Annotated in this window: 20 protein-coding genes; 5 read left to right on the top strand and 15 right to left on the bottom strand. The window is 70.6% G+C overall.

All coding sequences use genetic code 11. From position 1 onward, the window contains the following. Positions 1-20 precede the first annotated feature (20 nt). The 5 genes from G6N64_RS16890 to G6N64_RS16870 all read right to left on the bottom strand — a co-directional run bounded on the left by G6N64_RS16890 (position 21) and on the right by G6N64_RS16870 (position 4,848). Positions 21-872, bottom strand: coding sequence for a siderophore-interacting protein (locus G6N64_RS16890; protein WP_163798085.1), 852 nt, complete (start codon positions 870-872; stop codon positions 21-23). A gap of 135 nt (positions 873-1,007) precedes the next feature. After that, the gene (gene dprA, locus G6N64_RS16885) at positions 1,008-2,159 is read right to left on the bottom strand and encodes a DNA-processing protein DprA (RefSeq protein ID WP_163798084.1); all 1,152 of its coding nucleotides are present in this window, start codon (positions 2,157-2,159) and stop codon (positions 1,008-1,010) included. A gap of 11 nt (positions 2,160-2,170) precedes the next feature. Beyond that, positions 2,171-3,685, bottom strand: a complete 1,515-nt coding sequence (locus G6N64_RS16880; protein WP_163798083.1) for a YifB family Mg chelatase-like AAA ATPase — start codon at positions 3,683-3,685, stop codon at positions 2,171-2,173. Then, complete coding sequence (locus G6N64_RS16875) at positions 3,685-4,056, bottom strand: YraN family protein (RefSeq protein ID WP_163798082.1); 372 nt, start codon at positions 4,054-4,056, stop codon at positions 3,685-3,687. The genes G6N64_RS16880 and G6N64_RS16875 overlap by 1 nt, the downstream gene beginning before the upstream one ends. A gap of 408 nt (positions 4,057-4,464) precedes the next feature. Next, on the bottom strand, positions 4,465-4,848 hold the full coding sequence (locus tag G6N64_RS16870) for a heme-binding protein (RefSeq protein ID WP_163798081.1): 384 nt from the start codon (positions 4,846-4,848) through the stop codon (positions 4,465-4,467). A gap of 561 nt (positions 4,849-5,409) precedes the next feature. Here G6N64_RS16870 and G6N64_RS16865 point away from each other — a divergent pair. The 4 genes from G6N64_RS16865 to G6N64_RS16850 are packed head-to-tail and all read left to right on the top strand — an operon-like array spanning position 5,410 to position 11,621. Then, the gene (locus tag G6N64_RS16865) at positions 5,410-6,435 is read left to right on the top strand and encodes an iron ABC transporter substrate-binding protein (RefSeq protein WP_163798080.1); all 1,026 of its coding nucleotides are present in this window, start codon (positions 5,410-5,412) and stop codon (positions 6,433-6,435) included. A gap of 31 nt (positions 6,436-6,466) precedes the next feature. Further along, a complete protein-coding gene (locus G6N64_RS16860) occupies positions 6,467-8,041 on the top strand; it encodes an ABC transporter permease (protein ID WP_163801876.1) in 1,575 nt (524 codons plus the stop codon). Then, positions 8,038-9,123, top strand: coding sequence for an ABC transporter ATP-binding protein (locus tag G6N64_RS16855; RefSeq protein ID WP_163798079.1), 1,086 nt, complete (start codon positions 8,038-8,040; stop codon positions 9,121-9,123). The genes G6N64_RS16860 and G6N64_RS16855 overlap by 4 nt, the downstream gene beginning before the upstream one ends. Next, entirely contained in the window at positions 9,123-11,621 is a 2,499-nt protein-coding gene (locus tag G6N64_RS16850; RefSeq protein ID WP_163798078.1) for an AMP-binding protein, read from the top strand. The genes G6N64_RS16855 and G6N64_RS16850 overlap by 1 nt, the downstream gene beginning before the upstream one ends. On the opposite strand, the gene G6N64_RS16845 is transcribed toward G6N64_RS16850, so the two are convergent. From G6N64_RS16845 to rplS, 8 genes are all read right to left on the bottom strand, one after another. Next, positions 11,590-12,402, bottom strand: coding sequence for an acyl-CoA thioesterase (locus tag G6N64_RS16845; protein ID WP_163798077.1), 813 nt, complete (start codon positions 12,400-12,402; stop codon positions 11,590-11,592). The genes G6N64_RS16850 and G6N64_RS16845 overlap by 32 nt on opposite strands. After that, positions 12,399-13,604, bottom strand: a complete 1,206-nt coding sequence (locus G6N64_RS16840) for a CoA transferase (RefSeq protein ID WP_163798076.1) — start codon at positions 13,602-13,604, stop codon at positions 12,399-12,401. Before G6N64_RS16840 ends, G6N64_RS16845 begins: the two co-directional genes overlap by 4 nt. Positions 13,605-13,652: 48 nt before the next feature. Continuing rightward, positions 13,653-14,426 carry an HAD-IIA family hydrolase gene (locus tag G6N64_RS16835; protein WP_163798075.1) on the bottom strand — a complete coding sequence of 258 codons (774 nt, stop codon included), beginning with the start codon at positions 14,424-14,426 and terminating at the stop codon, positions 13,653-13,655. A gap of 30 nt (positions 14,427-14,456) precedes the next feature. Beyond that, the gene (locus G6N64_RS16830) at positions 14,457-15,233 is read right to left on the bottom strand and encodes an SDR family NAD(P)-dependent oxidoreductase (RefSeq protein ID WP_246230682.1); all 777 of its coding nucleotides are present in this window, start codon (positions 15,231-15,233) and stop codon (positions 14,457-14,459) included. A 32-nt stretch (positions 15,234-15,265) separates the two neighbouring features. After that, entirely contained in the window at positions 15,266-15,571 is a 306-nt protein-coding gene (locus G6N64_RS16825) for a DUF2469 domain-containing protein (protein WP_066983311.1), read from the bottom strand. Positions 15,572-15,612: 41 nt separating this feature from the next. Beyond that, the gene (locus G6N64_RS16820; RefSeq protein WP_174266829.1) at positions 15,613-16,389 is read right to left on the bottom strand and encodes a ribonuclease HII; all 777 of its coding nucleotides are present in this window, start codon (positions 16,387-16,389) and stop codon (positions 15,613-15,615) included. 7 nt (positions 16,390-16,396) lie between these two features. Further along, positions 16,397-17,200 carry a signal peptidase I gene (gene lepB / locus G6N64_RS16815; protein WP_220100555.1) on the bottom strand — a complete coding sequence of 268 codons (804 nt, stop codon included), beginning with the start codon at positions 17,198-17,200 and terminating at the stop codon, positions 16,397-16,399. Between the two features lie 88 nt (positions 17,201-17,288). Continuing rightward, positions 17,289-17,630: a 50S ribosomal protein L19 gene (rplS, locus tag G6N64_RS16810; protein ID WP_163798073.1), complete on the bottom strand. Its 342-nt coding sequence runs from the start codon at positions 17,628-17,630 to the stop codon at positions 17,289-17,291. 344 nt (positions 17,631-17,974) lie between these two features. On the opposite strand from rplS, the gene G6N64_RS16805 reads away from it, so the two are divergent. Beyond that, complete coding sequence (locus tag G6N64_RS16805) at positions 17,975-18,925, top strand: serine hydrolase (RefSeq protein ID WP_163798072.1); 951 nt, start codon at positions 17,975-17,977, stop codon at positions 18,923-18,925. Here G6N64_RS16805 and trmD read toward each other — a convergent pair. Together trmD and rimM are read right to left on the bottom strand one after the other, a co-directional pair. Beyond that, the gene (gene trmD / locus G6N64_RS16800; protein ID WP_163798071.1) at positions 18,922-19,599 is read right to left on the bottom strand and encodes a tRNA (guanosine(37)-N1)-methyltransferase TrmD; all 678 of its coding nucleotides are present in this window, start codon (positions 19,597-19,599) and stop codon (positions 18,922-18,924) included. The two genes, G6N64_RS16805 and trmD, sit on opposite strands and share 4 nt — an antisense overlap. Positions 19,600-19,605: 6 nt before the next feature. Then, positions 19,606-20,133, bottom strand: a complete 528-nt coding sequence (rimM, locus tag G6N64_RS16795) for a ribosome maturation factor RimM (RefSeq protein WP_163798070.1) — start codon at positions 20,131-20,133, stop codon at positions 19,606-19,608. Positions 20,134-20,136: the final 3 nt, after the last annotated feature.

Raw genomic sequence — 20,136 nt, 5'->3', positions numbered from 1 at the left:
ACGGAGTCGCCAGGTCCGGGTCAGAAGCCGGCCTTCTCCTCGACCTTGGCGAGTTCGGCCTTCCACTCGCGGAAGGTCTCCTCGCTACGGCCCCGGCGCCAGTAGCCCGAGATCGACGTCCACTTGGCGTCGACGCCGCGCTCCTTGCGGATGTAGGGGCGCAGATTGTGCATCACGGCTTGGGCCTCGCCGTGGATGAACACCTGCACTTGTCCGGGCAGCCACTGCGCTTCCTTGACCGCAGCGACCAGGGGTGCGTTGTCCCCCGCCTGCTCCTCCGGCACCAAATCGGCACGACCGCCGCGGTACAGCCAGCGGACCTTGACGCCCTCCGGGGCGCTGAGTTCCACCTCGTCGTCGGGACCGCTCACCTCGATGAACACCTGACCGCAGGCGGTGGGCGGCATCGCCTCGATCGCAGCGCTGATCGCGGGCAGACCGGCCTCGTCGCCTGCGAGCAGGTGCCAGTCGGCGGCGTCGTCGGGCGCGTAGGCGCCGCTGGGTCCCATGAGGAACGCGCGCTGGCCGGGCTTCGCGGCCGCGGCCCACGGGCCTGCGACCCCCAACTCGCCGTGGACGACGAAGTCGATGCTGATCTCCCGGCGCTCGGCGTCGACCTTGCGCACCGTGTACGTGCGGACGACGGGCCTGCGCTCCTGGGGCAGGGCGTCGAAGCTGGCGACGGTCAGCGGCTGCTCGAGGGCGTCGGTGTCGACGTCGTCACGCACGATGACGAGCTTCACGTAGGCGTCGGTGTAGGCGTTCGGCGTGAACGTGTCGAAGCCGTTACCGCCCAGCACCAACCGGATCATGTGAGGCGTCAGCTGTTCACTGCGCACCACCTCGAACGTATGGATTGGGCGGCCTCCCACGGTGTCCTCCACTCTCGCGATGTCGTTTTCCGACGTCACCGACTATACGAGCGGCCACGGACCTGCGGCGGTCTACGGTGCCGGCCCCTGCCCTGCTCGCCCGCGGTCGGGCGTCGGGCGGTGCATGCCCGAATATCACTCGGCCACTCCTTCGAGCCGGGTGAGATCGCGCGAGATCTGCCACCGCCCGTTCCTGCGGGCCACCAGCCCGGCCAGTTCGAGGGCGGCGAGCGGGCCGAACACGCGCTCGACGGGGACGCCGGCGGCGACGGAGATCTGGTCCGCGGTCCGGGCTGCGCGCGCGGGAAGCGCCTCGTACACCTGGCGTTCGACGTTGGTGAGGTCGTCCAGCGGACCGGTGGGGCGGTGCGGCTCGATGCCCAGCTCGCCGATCCTGCCGACGAACTCGACGACGTCCGCGGCCCGGGTGACGAGGTTCGCGCCGTCGCGCAGCAGGACGTGGCATCCCGCCGACGAGGCGGACGTGATGGGCCCGGGCACCGCGCACACGGGTCGATTGAGTGACCTCGCCCACGCGGCGGTGCTCGCCGCGCCGCTACGCAGTCCCGCCTCGACGACGACCGTCGCGCCCGACAACGCCGCCACCAATCGGTTGCGGGTCAGGAACCGATACCGTGCAGGCCGCTCCCCCGGTGGGTACTCGGTGACCACCAGTCCTTCGCGTCCGATTCGCCGCAGCATCGCCGCGTGCCCCGCCGGGTAGGGGACGTCGATGCCGCAGGCGAGAACGGCGAGCGTGACACCGCCCGCGGCCAGGGCTGCCCGGTGTGCGACCCCGTCGATCCCGTACGCGCCGCCCGACACCACCGCGACGTCGCGCTCCACCAATCCCGCCGCGAAGTCCCCGGCGACGTACTCGCCGTAGGAGGTCGCTGCACGCGTTCCGACGATCGCGCACGCGCGTTCGGCGACATCGACCAGCCTCTCGGGTCCCATCGCCCACAGCACCAGCGGTGGCTGACTCTGGGAGGCGGGGCGTTCCTCGGCCACCGCCAACGTGGAGAGCGCGTAGTGCGGCCACTCAGCGGACTGGGAGGTCACCAGACGACCGCCCAGCTTGGCGAGTGTCTCGAGATCCTCTGCTGCGCAATCGAGGTCGCGGCGAGCGACCGTGAGCTTCACCAGCTCGTCGGCGACCTCGCCCCGGCGCACCCTCTCGGCGGCGTCCTCCGGCCCGAACGTCGCGACCAAGGCCGCCAGCAGGGCGCAGGGCGGCTCCGCCACCCGGGAGAGGTAGGCCCACGCTCTCGCTTCGGCGCCGGTCATCCCATCCCCGGTCACAGCCCAGCTCCGGCGTCGCGGAAGCTGAGCGCGTCGTTGACCTGGTCGAGGCCGGGAACCGAGAGGCCGCGGAGGTCGGCCAGCGTCCACGCGACGCGCAGTGTCCTGTCCATGCCCCGCACGCTGAGCCGGCCACGATCCAGCGCGGTGACCAAGGGCTTCATCGCCGCGGCGGCGGGCTTGTATCGCCGCCTCAGCAGGGACCCGCCCACCTCGGCATTGGTGCGGAAGCCGTGTTCGCACCACCGGGCGGCCGCTGCCTCTCGGGCGGCTGCGACGCGTGCGCGGACCGCCGACGTCGACTCCCCCGCCACCTGCATCGCGACCGCGCCGGACTTGATCGGATGCATCTGCACCCGGAGGTCGACGCGGTCGAGCAGCGGCCCGGAGAGCTTGCCGAGGTAGCGGCGCTTCGTCGCCGCGGGGCACATGCAGTCCTGCGGATCCGCCGGTGCGCAGGGGCAGAGGTTCGCCGCCAGCGCGAGCTGGAAGCGGGCGGGGTAGCGCGCGACGCCGTCCCGTCTGGCGAGTCGAATCTCCCCGTCCTCCAGCGGCGTTCGCAACGCCTCGAGGACGGCGACGCCGATCTCCGCGCACTCGTCGAGGAAGAGGACCCCGCGGTGGGCCCGGCTGACGGCTCCCGGACGCGCCATGCCGGACCCGCCGCCGACCATCGCCGCCACCGACGACGTGTGATGGGGTGCGACGAACGGCGGGCGCGTGATCAGCGGCGCCTTGCCGGACAGCAGCCCGACGACCGAGTGGATGGCCGTCACCTCGAGCGACTCGTCGGACGACAGGTCCGGCAGCAGACCGGGCAGGCGCTGCGCCAGCATCGTCTTCCCGATGCCGGGCGGCCCGGTCATCATCAGGTGGTGCGCGCCCGCGGCGGCCACCTCCACGGCGAAGCGGGCGTGCGGCTGACCGACGACGTCGGACAGGTCGGCGGGCACGTCCACGGTGGCCGGTGGCGAGTCGATCCGCTCGGCGAGCCGCGTCTTGCCCTCGACCCAATCCTGCAGCTGGCGTAGGTCCCGGGCACCGAACACGTCCACGCCGTCGACCAGGGACGCCTCGGCCAGATTGTCGATGGGTACGACGATCGACTGGATCCCCTCGTTCTTGGCGGCGAGGACCGCCGGCAGCACCCCGGCGATGGGACGGACGCGACCGTCGAGCGCCAATTCGCCCATCAGCACGGTCTTCTCGAGCCGCGGCCAGTGGGTCTTGCGTTCTGCGGAGAGGACGGCCATCGCGAGGGCGATGTCGTACACCGACCCCATCTTCGGCAACGTCGCCGGTGACAGCGCAAGGGTGAGCCGCGCCTGCGGCCACGTGTTCCCGCAGTTGGTCACCGCGGCCCGCACCCGGTCGCGTGACTCCTGGAGAGCCGTGTCGGGCAGACCCACGAGGTGTACGCCCGGCAGACCCGACGTGATGTCGGCTTCGATCTCGACGAGGTGGCCCTCGAGGCCGCGCACCGCGACCGAGAAGGCGTGACCGAGTGCCATCAGCCGACTCCCCGAAGGTGGGTGAGTTCCGGCTCGGTCCCCGGCGCCGCCTTGACCCCGACGACGTCGATGCGGATCTGCGACCAGTGTCGTGACTGGTCGGCGAGCCACAGTCCGGCGAGACGGCGCAGCCGCCGCACCTTGGTCGGGGTGACGGCCTGCGCGAGCCCGCCGAACCCGTCGCCACTGCGGGTCTTCACCTCCACGAAGACCACCGCGGACGCCGCCGGCTCGAAGGCGATGACGTCGAGTTCACCCCAGCGGCACCGCCAGTTGCGGGCCAGCACGCTCCACCCCAAGGCGGTGAGGTGATCCACGGCCAATTGCTCGCCGAGCGCCCCGAGCTGGGCGCGGGTCAGAGGTTTCGTCATGCCACCGACGATGAGCCGTCGGCCGGACAGGTCGGCGTGGTGCGACGCCGTTCATCCCCAGACGCGACGTCATCCACAGGGCATGCGCGCGCATGGCCGGGGTGGTGGACCGCATCGCCTCGAGGACGATGGCCTCACCGCGCCCAACGTGCGGCCGTGGCGGCGAAACCGCCGAAATCCCGCCGTATTCGCACGTACGAGGGGGCAAGCACAGGCGTCCGCCAGCGCCACGCGCGTCGTCCCGCGCCACCGCGAGCGGGCGGATACTCCGGTTTCCCATCGGCGTGTCGCCCGCAGACACGCACGCTCGCCGGGGGACGCGCCCCCCGGAGGACGCGCCCCTCACGAAACGAGGCCGCCGCCGCAGCCCCGGGGGACTGCGGCGGCGGGGTTGCGCTCGCTACCGGCTCACAGCGCGTCGAGGAGCTTCGACAGCTGCGCCGGCGACACGGTGACGCCGCACTGGCTGCGCAGGTCCTTCAGCGGCTGGACGATCCGCTGCAGGTCGAAGTACTCGTTGGTGTTGTTGGTGAAGTAGGCCCGCACGGATGCCTCCGCCTGGGCGTCCGACTGCGACGCCGCCCGGGTCAGGACGTCGTTCGCGCCGGGATGCGTGGCGAGGTAGCCGCCCGCGGCGCTCAGCACGCCGCTGGTGGTGTTCGCGTAACCGGCCGCGTCGCACGGGGCGGCGCTGGCCGTCGGCATGGCGACGGCGCCGACCCCCGCGCCCAGCGCGCAGGTGGCCAGAACGCCGGCGAGTCCGCGGCGGACGGTGGTGTTCTTCGATGTCATCAGGTGATTCCTCGGTTCTACTGGTTGGGCAGACCCCCCGCCCGGCAGCCAAGGTACCCACGCCGAGACGAGGGAATCGCGCTACCGAAGACCCGAATCGAGCGACCCGAAAGTGTTACGGCTCAGCGGGTGACGTTGGCCGCAATTCCGCCCTATTTCCTAAGCGGGTCATGAGACGACGGCACCGCGCCTAAGAAGGTGGACTGATTCGCTCACGAAATCGTGACGACTCCGTGACCCGCCGACACGCGCCCGCGGCCGGATGCGGCTGCCGCACGGCCACAGTCGATTTCGCGCTGAGCGTAGTCGGCAGGCCCATCGATCGTCAGCGCTCGTCTGCGTCCGCCACACAGCAGGACACGGGTGCTCGCGAGATCGGCCGGAAACTCGGCGGGACCGAGCCGGGCGCACGCCGCCGACGGCACCTCGAGTGGGCCGGAGGTGGATCCGGACGGGCTGATGACGGACCCGGGACGGTTCACCCGAGAGACTCCGAGCCTCCCAGGCCGACGGGGTAATGTTCGTTAGGCAATCCTCACCTGGCATAAGAAGGGCTGGTCGTTGTCACCTCGTCGGAATCGCTGGAGTCGCATCACCGCCGTCCTCGCCACGGTCGCACTCGCGGCGGGTCTCACCGCCTGCTCGTCGTCCGAGGAGGACGACGGCCTGCTGATCTACAACGCGCAGCACGAGTCGCTGACGAAGGAGTGGATCGACGCCTTCACCAAGGAGACCGGGATCAAGGTGACCTACCGCCAGGGCGGTGACACCGAGCTGGGCAACCAGCTGATCGCCGAGGGTTCCTCGTCACCCGCCGACGTCTTCCTCACCGAGAACTCCCCCGCCATGGCGGCTGTCGAGAAGGCCGGTCTCTTCGCCGACGTCGACCAGGCCACCATCGCGCAGGTGCCCGCGCAGTTCCGGCCCGCGACCAGCAAGTGGACCGGTGTCGCCGCACGCACCACGGTGTTCGCCTACAACAAGACCAAGCTCACCGAGGCGCAGCTGCCGAAGTCGATCATGGATCTCGAGCAGCCCGAGTGGAAGGGCCGCTGGGGAGCCCCTCCCGTGAAGCCCGACTTCCAGGCGATCGTCGCGGCGATGCTCGAACTCACCGGCGAACCGGCCACCAGCGCGTGGCTGGCGGGCATGAAGTCGGGTGCCGAGATCTACTCCGACAACATCGCCACCTTGCGCGCCGTCAACGACGGTCAGGTCGAGGGCGGCATCATCTACCACTACTACTGGTTCCGAGATCAGGCGGAGACGAAGGAGATCAGCGGCAACACCGCGCTGCACTACTTCCGCAACGAGGATCCGGGTGCGTTCGTGTCGATCTCCGGCGGCGGGATCCTGGAGTCGAGCAAGAAGAAGGACGACGCCCAGAAGTTCCTCACGTTCGTCACGAGCAAGGCCGGCCAGGAGGTCCTGGAGAACGGCACGTCGTTCGAGTACCCGGTCGCCAGCGGAGTGCCCGCCAACCCGGCGCTGGTGCCGCTCGACCAGCTGCAGGCACCCGCCGTGAACCCGTCGAACCTGGACTCGCAGAAGGTCACCGACCTGATGACGAAGGCGGGCCTGCTCTAGATGGGCGGCTGAGGTGGTCACCACCGAGGTCCTGCCGACCGTCGCGGTGCCGGCCGACCCGGAATCGCCGGCCGGCCGCACCTCCCGAAGTCGACCGGGACCGTTGGTCATCGCGGTCGTCGCCCTCCTCGTGGCGGCGACATTCGTGCCGATCGGCTACGTGGTGTTCTCGATGGTGTCCCTGGGACCGGCGCGCGTCTACGAGCTGATCGCCCGGCCGCGGGTGATGGAACTGCTGGTCAACACCGTCGGACTGCTCGTGGTGACCGTGCCCGTCTGCGTCGTGCTCGGCATCGCGGCGGCCTGGCTGGTGGAGCGATCCGACGTGCCGGGCCGAGCCGTGTGGCGGCCGCTGTTCGTCGCGCCACTGGCCGTGCCCGCCTTCGTCAACAGCTACGCGTGGGTCAGCGTCGTCCCCACCCTGCACGGCTTCGGCGCCGGCGTCCTGATCGCCACGCTGTCGTACTTCCCATTCGTGTACGTACCCGCAGCGGCGACGCTGCGCCGGCTGGATCCGGCGATCGAGGAGTCCGCCCGCGCCCTGGGTTCCAGTCCGGCCGGGGTGTTCTGGCGCGTCGTGCTCCCCCAGCTGCGGCTCGCGGTGCTCGGCGGCGGACTGCTGATCGGCGTGCACCTGCTCGCCGAGTACGGCGCGTTCGCGATGCTGCGCTTCTCGACGTTCACCACCGCGATCTTCGAGCAGTTCCAGGCGACCTTCAACGGCGCCGCGGGCAGCACGCTCGCGGGGATCCTCATCCTGCTGTGCCTGGTCCTGCTCGTCGGCGAGGCCCGCGTCCGGGGCACCGCGCGCTACGCCCGGCTCGGCTCCGGTGCGCAACGCTCGATGGTCACGCACCGCCTGGGCGCGATGACGGTCCCCGCCCTCGCCGGCCTCGCCACCCTCACCGTGCTGTCGCTTGGGGTGCCGGTGTGGACGGTGCTGCGCTGGCTCTGGATCGGCGGCGCGGCGGTGTGGACCGCCGACGAACTCGTGCCGTCGGTGCTGCAGACGGTGGCGCTGGCTGCCGCCGCCGCGGCGGTGACCACGGTGCTCGCCTTCCCGTTCGCATGGGTCGCCGTGCGCTACAGCGGGTTCTTCGCGCGCTTCGTGGAGGGCTCCAACTTCGTCACCAGCTCGATGCCCGGCATCGTCACCGCCCTGGCGCTGGTCACGGTCGCGATCCGCTACCTGCCGCCGCTGTACCAGACGGTGTCGCTGGTGCTGGCCGCCTACGTGCTGATGTTCATGCCGCGCGCGATGGTGAACATCCGGTCGGGTCTCGCGCAGGTGCCGCCGGGTCTGGAGGAGGCGTCGCGCTCGCTGGGGGTGTCGCCCACGCTCAGCTTCCTGCGGGTCACGTTGCGGCTCACCGCCCCCGCCGCCGCCGCCGGTGCGTCGCTGGTCTTCGTCGGTGTCGCCACCGAACTGACCGCCACCCTGCTGCTCGCCCCCACCGGCACCAACACCCTGGCAATGCGGTTCTGGTCGCTGTCCAGCGAGCTGGCCTACGCGGGCGCGGCGCCGTACGCGCTACTGCTCATCGTCCTGGCCATCCCGGTGACGGTCGTGCTGTTCCGCCAGTCGACGCGGGTGGCCGCGCTGTGACCGCCACCGCCCTCGAGGTGGCCGGTCTGGTCAAGTCGTTCGACGCCCACACCGTGCTGCACGGCGTCGACCTCGCGATGGCGCCGGGCACGATCACCGCCGTCGTCGGCTCGTCCGGCTGCGGCAAGACCACCCTGCTGCGCCTCGTCGCGGGCTTCGAGACGGCCGATGCCGGAACGATCTCCATCGGCGGCACCCAGGTCGTCGGGGCGGGCACCAACGTCCCGGCGCACCGGCGCGACGTCGGGTACGTGGCCCAGGACGGCGCGCTGTTCCCCCACCTGACCGTCGGCCAGAACATCGCCTACGGCCTCCCGAAGCGCACCCGCGACGTCAAGACCCGCGTCGCCGACCTGCTCGGCACGGTCTCGCTCGACGCGTCCTACGCCGCCCGGCGCCCTCACGAACTGTCCGGCGGGCAGCAGCAGCGCGTCGCCCTCGCCCGGGCGCTGGCGCGTCAACCCGTCCTGATGCTCCTCGACGAGCCGTTCAGCGCGCTGGACACCGGGCTGCGCGCCTCGACGCGCAAGGCCGTCGCGGCCCTGCTCTCCGAGGCGGGGGTGACCACGCTCATCGTCACCCACGATCAGGAGGAGGCGCTGTCCATCGCCGACCAGGTGGCGGTCATGCGCGACGGACGGTTCACCAGCGTCGGGACCCCGCAGGGCGTGTACCGCGAACCCAACGACCGCTTCACCGCCGAGTTCCTCGGTGACTGCGTCCTGATGGCCTGCCGCGTCACCGATGGCGTCGCCGAGAGCGCCCTGGGCCGACTCCCCGTGCGCGGCAGGCTGATCGACGGACCGGGCACGCTCATGCTGCGGCCCGAGCAACTCGATGCCACCACGGTGTCCGACGACGATCGCGGCGACGGCATCGCCACGGTGCTGGCGTCGGAGTTCCGCGGTCACGACGTGCTGCTCACCGTCGACCTCGGTGCCGATGCCGCACCCATCACCGTCCGGCAGCACAGCGTCTCGCCCCCCGGGGTCGACGCGAAGGTCCGCATCCACGTCTCCGGGTCCGCCGTCGTGTTCGGCGACCAACCCCACCACGGGTCGGGGACGGCTGCCGAGTCGTGATGTTCGAGCGTCTCGTCGACCACCTCGCGTGCCACGGCGACGACCCCGCGATCCTGACGCAGGACCGCACGGTGACCTATCGCGCGTTGGCCGACGAGGTCTCGGCTCGCGCAAGCGAACTCGGCACGCGACGCAAGCTGGTGCTGCTCGAGACCCGCAACGACCTGACGACACTGGTGACCTACCTCGCGGCACTGGCGGGCCACCACGTCGTGCTGCCGGTGCCCGACGGCGGCGACCACACCGCCGTCATCGACGCCTACCGGCCCGACGTGATCGTCCGCGACGGCGTGCTCACCCACCGCCACCGCGGCATCCACGACCTGCACCCGGACTTGGCGCTGCTGCTGTCGACCTCGGGGAGCACGGGATCGCCGAAGCTGGTGCGGCTGTCGCGGTTCAACCTCGCCGCCAACGCCGAGTCCATCGCCACGTACCTCGACATCGGCCGAAGTGACCGTGCCGCAACGACTCTGCCGATGTCGTACTGCTACGGCCTGTCGGTGATCCACAGCCACCTGCTCCGCGGCGCCGCGATCATCCTGACCGAACGCTCGGTGGTCGACGACGCGTTCTGGGAACTGTTCCGCGCTCACCGCGGGACGACGTTCGCCGGGGTGCCGCACACCTTCGACCTCCTCGACCGGATCGGGTTCGACGACACGTGCCGGTCCGGCGGGCTGCCCCACCTGCGCTACGTCACGCAGGCCGGCGGGCGACTGTCGCCCGAGCGGGTGCGCTCGCTCGCAGACCTCGCCGGTGCGACCGGTTTCGACTTCTTCGTCATGTACGGCGCGACGGAGGCCACCGCGCGGATGGCCTACCTGCCACCGCGCCTCGCGCGCGACCACCCGGAGTCGATCGGCGTGCCCATCCCCGGCGGGACGTTCCGCATCGAACCGGTCGACGGCATGCCCGACGGCACGGGCGAACTGTTCTACCGCGGCCCGAACGTCATGATGGGCTACGCGCACGGCCTGGACGATCTCGCGCTGGCCGGGGACGTCGACGAACTGCGGACCGGCGACATCGCACGACTGCGAGGGGACGGCCTCTACGAGGTCGTCGGGCGTCGCGACCGCTTCGTCAAGCTCTACGGCCTGCGGATCGATCTGCAGCGGGTCGAGGCCGCGCTACACACCGACGACGTGACCGCCATCTGCACCGATGGCGACGGGCTCCTGCTCGTCGCCGCGGCGCAGCGGCCCGACGGCTGCGACGTCGCGAGTGCGGCCGCCGAGGCGTCCGGGCTGCCCCGTGCGGCGGTCCGGGTCGTCGACGTGGACGAGATCCCGCGGCTGCCCACCGGCAAGCCCGACTACCGCTCACTGCGGGAGCTGGCCGCCGAACGCACCCCCGCCTCGGACGCCGCACTCGACCTGCGCGGGCTGTTCGCCGACGTCCTGCAGATCGACGCGGGAGACATCGATCCCGGGCAGAGCTTCGTCGACCTCGGCGGCAACTCGCTGTCCTACGTCGCCATGTCGGTGCGCTTGGAACAGGAGCTCGGACACCTCCCGGCCGACTGGCAGCGGCTGCCGCTGCGCGAACTGGAGTCCACCCAGAAGACGAGACGGTGGTGGGGCACGACGGTCGAGACCAGCGTGGCCCTGCGCGCCGCGGCCATCGTCCTGGTGGTGGGGTCGCACGCCGAACTGTGGGTGCTGTGGGGTGGCGCGCACATCCTGCTCGGCGTGGCCGGGTACAACTTCGGCCGCTTCTGCCTCGTGCCGCTACCGCGGGCCACCCGCGCCCGCCACCTACGCAGCACCATCGCGTGGATCGCCGTGCCGTCGATCGTCTGGGTGGCGTTCGCGCTCCTGGTGACCGACGACTACACCGCGTCGAACCTGTTGTTGGCCAACAAGTTCCTCGGGCCAGACGACAGCATGACCGCCGGCCGGCTGTGGTTCGTCGAGGTGATCGTCTGGGTGCTCGTGGCGCTGGCTCTGGTCTGCTGGTCCCCGCTGGGCGACCGCATGGAACGGCGCTGGCCATTCGGCTTCGCGGTCGCCTTCCTGGCGCTGGGCATGGCGTTGCGCTGGGACGTGTTCGGCCTCGGCCTCGGCCGCGCCGCGTGGTTCACGGTGCTGGCCTTCTGGTTCTTCGCGATCGGGTGGGCCGCGTCCAAGGCCACCACCGCATCGCAGCGGCTGGCCGTGACCGCGGTGCTCGCGATCGGCGTCGTCGGCTACTTCGGCAACCCAAACCGCGAGGCGCTGGTGTTCGTCGGCCTCGCACTGCTGATCTGGTTGCCCGCGATCCGGTGCCCGTCGGCGTGCACCGTCGTCGCGGGCCTGATCGCCGAGGCGTCGCTGTTCACCTATCTCACCCACTATCAGGTGTATCCGCTGTTCGGCGAGCACACGCTGGCGGGTGTGATCGCCGCCGTGGTCGTCGGCATCCTGCTCACCCGGCTGGTCACGTGGGCACGCCGCTGGATCCGGCTGCGCCTGCACGCGCCGGTCAGGACGGCCGCGGCTCCCGCTCGGCGATGAGCCCCTCCTGCGCCAGGGTCGCGGCGATGACCCCGTCGGCGCCGATCAGACTGCCGGTGATGACGCCGCGGCCACGCGCGGCGGCCGGTGAGCGGGTCTCCAGCAGGTTCCACCGATCCGCCCGCACCGCCCGGTGGAACCAGATGGACGAGTCGGTGGTGCCGCTGCGGTGGGTGCGCGCGGCCATCGAGTGACCGTGCACCGCGAGCGCGGGGTCGATCATGTACACGTCGCACACGTAGGCCGCGATCACGGCGTGCAGCGCCTCGTCGTCGGGCACGGGCACGGTGACCCGCCACCACATCCGCCGGACGAACTCCCCCGACGACCGGTCGTCGACCATCCGGATGTCGATCTCGTCGAGCGGCATCGACGGGGCCGGGCCTGCGGGACCGCTGCGCGGCAGCGTCTCCGGATCGCCGGGCAACGTCACCGTCCCGTGCTCGGGACCCGCCATCGGCGCGGCGAACGTCACGCTGGCGGTGGTGAGGAGCCGGCCCGCCTGGGTGGCGTCGACGCGGCGCGCGGCGACGGTCCGCCCGTCGTACACGGCGGTGACCGCGTAGTCGACGCTCTCGCCCGCCTCGCCGCCGCGCAGGAACTGCAGGTGCATGGTCGTGACGGGTTTAGCCGCGTCGACGGTGCGGGTGGCGGCCGCGAGGCTCTGCGCCATGAACTGGCCGCCGAACGCGCGCTTGCCCTCCGGCCCGCTGGCCGGTCCGATCCAGGTGCCGTCGCCGGGGCCGGGCCGCACGTCGAGGAGGGTCAGGAGTGTCGTCATGCCACGGTGCCCGCGTCGATCAGCGCCCGGACCTCGGCGTCGGACATCTCCAGGCGGGACCGGAGCACCGCCGCGGTGTGATCGCCCAGTTCGGGTGCCGGCACCGCCGCGGGGTACTCGCCGTCGATCGCCAGCGGCAGGCCTGGGGCGAGGTAGGTGCCGACCCTGGGCTGGTCCAGCAAGCTGAACAGCGGGTTGTCGGTGACCTTGGGATCGGTGGCGACCTCGGCGAACGTCCGGTAGCGCTCCCACAGGATCGACGTCGTCCTCAGCGCGGTCGCGATCTCGTCGGCCGTCCGGTCGACGAACCACGTGGTGAACAGCCCCGTGAGCGCATCCCGGTGCCGGTAGCGATCTCCCTCGACCGAGAAGTTCGCACCCAGCGAATCACCCAGTGCCGCAACGGCCCTGGTGGTTCCGGTCAGCTCGGTCAGGTCCCGGAAGTGCCGCCCGGTGAGCGCCACGACCATGAACGACCGACCGTCGGCGCTGGTGAACTGCTGACCGTACTGGCCGTAGATGGAGTTCCCGATCCGCTCACGGGCCGAACCGGTGACCATCGCCTCGGTGAGGAAGCTCAGGTTGCCCGCGGTGGCCAGCGCGACGTTCTCCAACGGGATCGACACGTGCTGACCCGCGCCGGCGACGTCACGGTGCCGGACGGCGGTGGCGACGGCGAGCGCGGCGTACACGCCGCAGGCGACGTCCCAGGCGGGCAGGACGTGGTTGACCGGATCCGACAGCGCGGTCGGACCCGTGACGAGGGGGAACCCGACGCCGGCGTTGACGGTGTAGTCCACGCCCGTCCCCCCGTCGGCGCGGCCGGACACCTCCACCTGGATCAGGTCCGGCCGCAGCCTCTCCAACGTCTCGTACGAATGCCATTCTCGACCAACGACATTGGTGATGAAGACGCCCGCGTCGGCGATGAGCCGCTGGATCAGGTCCTGGCCGCCGTCGGAGCGGACGTCGACGGCGACGGACTGCTTGCCCTTGTTGAGGCCGGCCCAGTAGATGCTGACGCCGTCATCGGTGACCGGCCACCGGTGGTAGTCGGCGGCACCGCCCACCGGGTCGATCCGGACGACCTCGGCGCCGAGTTGCGCGAGCGTCATGCCCGCCAGCGGCACCGCGACGAAGCTGGAGATCTCGACGATCCGGACGCCGGCCAGCGGTCGGGCGGGATCGGGTCGGTCGGTCATGCGATCACGATATGGGGCGCGGCGGCGCGCGGGGTCACCCCCGTCGGTTCAGACGAGTGCGACGACGTCGGCGATCGAGTCGAACACGCGGCTGGGCCGGAACGGATAGCGCTCGATGTCGTCGCGGGTCGTGGATCCGGTGAGCACCAGGATGGTCTCGAGACCCGCCTCGATGCCCGCCACCACGTCGGTGTCCATGCGGTCGCCGATCATCACGGTGTCCTCGGAGTGGGCCTCGATGCGGTTGAGGGCGCTGCGGAACATCATCGGATTGGGCTTGCCGACGAAGTAGGGTTCGCGGCCCGTGGCCTTGGTGATGAGCGCGGCGACCGAACCCGTCGCGGGCAGCGGCCCCTCCGCCGACGGACCGCTCACGTCGGGATTGGTCGCGATGAACCGGGCCCCGCCGAGAATGAGCCGGATCGCCTTGGTGATGGCCTCGAACGAATACGTGCGGGTCTCGCCAAGCACGACGAAGTCGGGGCCGACGTCGGTCAGCGTGTAGCCGACGTGGTGCAGCGCCGTCGTCAGGCCGGCCTCCCCGATCACGTACGCGGAACCGCCCGGCAACTGGTCGTGCAGGAAGGCGGCGGTGGCGAGCGCCGACGTCCAGATCGCCTCCTCGGGGACGATCAGACCCGAGCGGGCCAGCCGCGCCGCCAGGTCACGCGGGGTGAAGATCGAGTTGTTGGTGAGCACCAGGAACGGTCGCTGCTTCTCGGTGAGGGTCTGCAGGAATTCGGCGGCTCCGGGCAGGGCGTGGTCCTCGCGGACCAGGACGCCGTCCATGTCGGTCAGCCAGCACTGCGGTGTGGTGCGCATGCGCTCCAGTGTGTCAGGTGCCCGCCGGCGTCAGCGGACGACGACCGCCGACGGTTCGCGCGGGGCTCCGAGGGCGTCGCGGTGCGACGGGGGCCGGCGCCCACCCTCGTCGGTGATCCCGTAGCGCTGCGCCAATTCGGCGCCGACGTGCGTCCGACCACTCAGGTCGAGCAGGTCGGGGTCGCGGTAGAGGGCGTCGATGACGTACCCGGTGAACTCGGGGGTCTCGGCGTGCTCGGCGGTGCGCGCCAACGCGCCGGGGAGTCCGTCGAATGCGCGGCGGAACTTCTCGGTGAGCAGGATGCCCATCCAGATCGAGGCGGTCGCGACCGGCGTGCCCGCGAAGTCGACGGCCATGTCGGCGGCCATCTTGTCGACGCCCGCCTTCTGCGCTCCGTACGCGGGACCGTGCATGTAGCAGACCGATCCCGGGGACGACGTGAAGGCGATCAGCCCGCGCTCGCCCCGCACCATGAGGGGCGCCGCGTGCCAGGACGCCACGTACGCCGATCGCAGCCCGACGTCCAGGACGTCACCGAGGTGGCGTGGCTTCTCCCAGAACGGTGCCGCACCGGTCAGCTCGTCGTCGATTGCGGCGGCGTTGTTCACCAGGAGGTGCAGCGCCCCGGACTCGTCGGCGACCCGCTCGAACAGCGCGGCGACCTGGTCGTCGTCGCGGTGGTCCACCGCGACTGAAATCCCGCCGGCATCGTCGTCGACCGTGCGGCCCGTCCGGTAGACCCGCCAACCCGACCTCAGCAGTGCGGTGGCGATGCCGAGCCCGGCGCCCCGGCTCGCGCCGGTCACGACGGCGACTCGTTCGGGATGTGCGCGCACGTCTACTCGGGGAGGCGCAGTTCTGGCTTCTCGACCTCTTCGATGTTCACGTCCTTGAACGTGATGACCCGGACCTGCTTGACGAACCGGGCGGGCCGGTACATGTCCCAGACCCAGGCGTCGGCGAGCCGCAGTTCGAAGTACACCTCGCCGTCGGCGTTGCGGGGCACCATCTCCACGCTGTTGGCGAGATAGAACCGCCGCTCGGTCTCGACGACGTAGCTGAACTGCCCCACGATGTCCTTGTATTCGCGGTACAGCGAGAGTTCCATCTCGGTTTCGTACTTCTCGAGATCTTCGGCACTCATCTGTTCAGTGGTCCTTCGGTCGGTAGGGCTTCCATCTTCCCTCAGCTCGTTTCGGCGTGCTGCGTCGGCTCCTTGGCGACCGGCATCGCCTCGTCCCACCCGGGGTCGCCGTCGAGCAGCGTCACCTCGTTCAACCCCGAATTCTCGCCGTCGCTCCGCTCGCCCCCGGAACCAGCCCGGCGCACGTTGACGAACGAATACCGGTGCTCACTGCAGGGGCCCAGCTCCGCCAGCGCCGCGGTGTGGGTCGGCGTGCAGTACCCCTTGTGCAGCGCGAACCCGTAGCCGGGATGGGACTTCTCCATCTCGACCATCAGGCGGTCGCGGCTCACCTTGGCCAGCACGCTCGCCGCGGCGATGCAGGCGGCCGCGGCGTCACCACCGATCACCGGCAGCGACGGCATCGGCAGGCCGGGGACCCGGAAGCCGTCGCTCAGCACGTACCCGGGTCGCACCGGCAGACCCGCCACCGCTCGGCGCATGCCCTCGATGTTGGCGACGTGCACGCCGCGCCGGTCCACCTCGGTCGAGGGGATGAACACCACGTGGTAGGCCAGCGCGTAGCGGCGGATCAGCGGGAAGAGCCGCTCCCGCTCGCGCTCGGTGAGCTTCTTCGAGTCGTCGAGGGCGGCGAGGCTCTCCAGCCGGTTGGGTCCGAGCACGCACGCCGCGACCACCAGGGGTCCGGCGCAGGCGCCGCGGCCCACTTCGTCGACACCGGCGACGGGGCCGAGATTGCCGCGATACAGGGCGGATTCGAGCGTGCGCAGACCCGATGACTTCCGGATCACCGTCCGCGGGGGCCAGGTCAGAGCCACGGGAACGTCAGTGCGAGATCTGCGGATTCACGCTGGAGACGCCGCCCCACCGTCCCGGCGGCCACGCGATGAACCGCGCCTTTCCGATGACGTTGTCGACGGGAACCGTGCCCGACATCGGATCGCCGGTGCACAGCAGCCCGCGCTGCGCGTCGGCGGGAAGGTTGGTGCAGTGCGCACGGGAGTCGGCCGAGTGCGTGCGGTTGTCGCCCATGACCCAGAGCCTGCCATCGGGCACCGTCACGGGCCCGAACTCGTTGCCGAGGCAGGGGTAGACCGCGGGGTCGGCCATCATCGTCGTCGGGTCGAGGTACGGCTCGTCGAGCTTCTTGCCGTTCACCGTCAGGCCGGTGTCCGCGCGGCACTCGACGGTCTGGCCGCCGGTCGCGATGACGCGCTTGACGAGGTCGTTCTCGTCCGGCGGGACGAAGCCGATGAAGGACAGCGCGTCCTGCAGCACCTTGACCGCGGGATTGTCCGACCGGATCGACTTGTAGCCGATGTTCCAGGCCGGCGGACCCTTGAAGACGACGACGTCGCCGGGTTCCGGAGCGCCGAAGTGGTAGGAGACCTTGTCGACCATGATGCGGTCGCCGACACAGCCCGGGCATCCGTGCAGCGTCGGTTCCATCGACTCCGAGGGAATCAGGTACGGCCGCGCGATGAACGTGAGCATCACGTAGTACAGGACGATGGCGATCGTCAGGAGGATCGCCGCTTCCCGGAGGGCGCCGCGCTTCTTCTTCGGAGGATCCGGCTCGGTCGCGTCGTCGGTCTCTGGCGCGTCGGGAGCGTCGGCGGGTCCGGTCACGCCAACAGAGTAATCACGGAGGTGATCACGACGAGGAACCCGTGCAGGCGCGCGGATGACGCGCGCCGTGCCAGAGCACCCGTCGGGGTCAGCGCTTTTCCTTGATCTTGGCCTTCTTGCCGCGCAGCTCACGGAGGTAGTAGAGCTTGGCGCGACGCACGTCACCGCGGGTGACGACGTCGAGGTGGTCGATGTTGGGCGAGTGCACCGGGAAGGTGCGCTCGACGCCGACGCCGTAGCTCTCCTTGCGGACGGTGAACGTCTCGCGCACTCCGCCGCCCTGGCGGCGCAGCACGACGCCCTTGAAGACCTGGATGCGCTCCTTGGAGCCCTCGATGACCTTCACGTGCACGTTGACGGTGTCACCGGGGCCGAAAGTCGGAATGTCGTCGCGTAGCGACGTCTGGTCGACGAAGTCCAGCGTGTTCATCTACAGACTCTTCCTTAGCGTGTGGGCGTTGATGCGGCGGTCGCGTAGCGCGACGCAGCACCGAGCCAATCCTTGTGCGTACGTTTGAGGTGTATCCCGCGGCAGGCCCAGCCCGAATCGAACACGAGCCACCCGGCCTGCGCGGACAACTGCTCAATTGTGCCAGACCGCCCCCCGACGGGCGAAATCGCGTCGGCGACGGCGAGGTGACCGGCACGGGCCGGGGTCCGCTCGCGACGCGGGCCCTCCGCACGGAGGTTAGTCTGAGTAAGTACGGACATGGGCGTGCCGGTAGCCGTCCATCGACGACGAACACCCCTGATCCGATCGCTCGAGGAGGGTCTTTGTCTGCGCGGCAGTCGACGTCACCACTGGTCACGGCAGCGGCCGTGGCGGCCGTGCTGACCCTGGTGTCCGGCTGCGGGGCACGGACCTACGGCGATGCGCCGCCGGCGCCGGGTGCACCGCCGCAGCTGACCGTCGTCGCCCCGCTGGGCGACAGGGCACCCCTTCCGGAGGCGCCGCCGGATCAGCCCGCACCCACCTTCGCCGGCCTCGAGCAGCGCGAGCAGCAGGCCGTCGCCGATGCCTCCGCGGAGGGCGCGGACGTCAGCGTCGCGATCCTCGACCGCAACACCGGTCAGCTGGTCACCAACGAGGACGGGTCGACCATCGCGATCGCGTCGGTGGTGAAGCTGTTCATCGCCGACGACCTGCTGCTGCAGGTGGCCAAGGGCCAGACCCGACTGTCCCCCGCCGACCGGCAGATGCTCGACGTGATGCTGCGGTCCTCCGACGACAGTGCCGCCGAGGTCTTCTGGAACCGCAGCGGTGGCAGCGCGATCATCAACCGGGTGGTCGCCCGCTACGGCCTGGGCGCCACCCGTCCGCCGAACAACGGGCGGTGGTTCAACACCATCAGCACCGTCACGGATCTGGTGCGGTACTACGACATGATGCTGGCCGGTACGGGAGGACTGCCGCCGGAACAGGCCAGCATCATCCTGTCCAACCTGGCGAACTCGACCCCGACGGCACCGGACGGCATGGTGCCCGGCGGGGTTTACCCGCAGCGCTTCGGGATCCCCGAGGGGCTACCCGGTGACCGCGTGGCGGTGAAGCAGGGCTGGATGTGCTGCGTGGGCTCCGACTGGATGCACCTGTCCACCGGCGTCATCGGTCCGGACCGGCGCTACGTCATGGCGATCAGCTCGATGGAACCCGCGGACGCCGACGAGGCGCGCGCCACCATCACCCGGGCGGTGCAGACGATGTTCCCCCAGGGGCACGTCTAGTCGAGGAGGTCGGGCCTGCGTCGACGGGTGCGTTCCAGCGACTGCTCGTGCCGCCAGGCAGCCACCTTGGCGTGATCGCCGGACAGCAGCACGGCAGGCACGTCGAGGTCGCGCCAGCTCACCGGCCGGGTGTAGCTCGGGCCCTCGAGCAGCCCCTCGGAATGGGAGTCCTCCTGGTGCGACGCGGGATTGCCGATGACGTCGGGCAGCAGGCGGACGGTGGCCTCGATCATGACGAGCGCCGCGACCTCGCCGCCGTTGAGCACGTAGTCGCCGATAGACACCTCCTCGACCCGCATCCGACGCGCGGCGTCGTCCGCGACCCGCTGGTCGATGCCCTCGTAGCGGCCGCACGCGAAGACCAGGTGCTCCTCGGTGGCCCACCGCTGGGCGTCGGCCTGCCGGAACGGTCGACCCGCGGGCGTCGGGACGACGAGAAGCGTGTCCGCCGTGCAGATCTCGTCGAGGGCGTCACCCCACACCGGCGCCTTCATGACCATGCCGGGGCCGCCACCGTACGGCGAGTCGTCGACCGACCGGTGCACGTCGTGCGTCCAGCGGCGCAGGTCGTGCACGCCGAGTTCGATCAGGCCAGACTCGATCGCCCGGCCCGGTAGTGCCTGTCGCAGCGGTGCGAGGTAGTCCGGGAAGATGGTGACGACGTCGATCCGCACGTCGTCCTACAGCTCGTCGATGTTCAGCAGACCGTCGGGCGGATCGATGACGACCGTCTGATCGAACAGCGACACCGACGTCACGATGGCGCCGACGAACGGCACCAGGATCTCCGCGCCGGCCTCGGTGGTCACCGACAGCAGCTCCCCCGCGGCCGTGTGCAGCACCTCGGCGACCGTCCCGACGGCGTCGCCGCCGACGGTCTCGACCCGCAGACCCTCGAGCTGGTGGTCGTAGAACTCGTCGGGATCGTCGATGGGCGGCAGGGTGCCCGAGTCGACGAGGAACAGCGTGCCGCGCAGGGCGTCGGCGGCGTTGCGGTCGGCCACGCCGTCGAAGCGCACCAGCAGCCGGCCCGCATGGTCGCGGACCGACTCGATCTCGAACTCGCGCTCCGGTCCACCGCGACCGACCCTGCCGCGCAGGATCTTTCCGGGGCGGAAGCGCGAGTCGGGATCGTCGGTGCGCACGTCGACGACGACCTCACCGGTGACGCCGTGTGCCTTCGCGACCCGTCCGACGACGAGGTCCACTAC

Origin of the sequence: Mycolicibacterium sediminis, assembly GCF_010731735.1 — a bacterium.
Taxonomy (GTDB): Bacteria; Actinomycetota; Actinomycetes; order Mycobacteriales; family Mycobacteriaceae; genus Mycobacterium; species Mycobacterium sediminis.
This window is presented reverse-complemented; position numbering and strand designations above follow the sequence as displayed.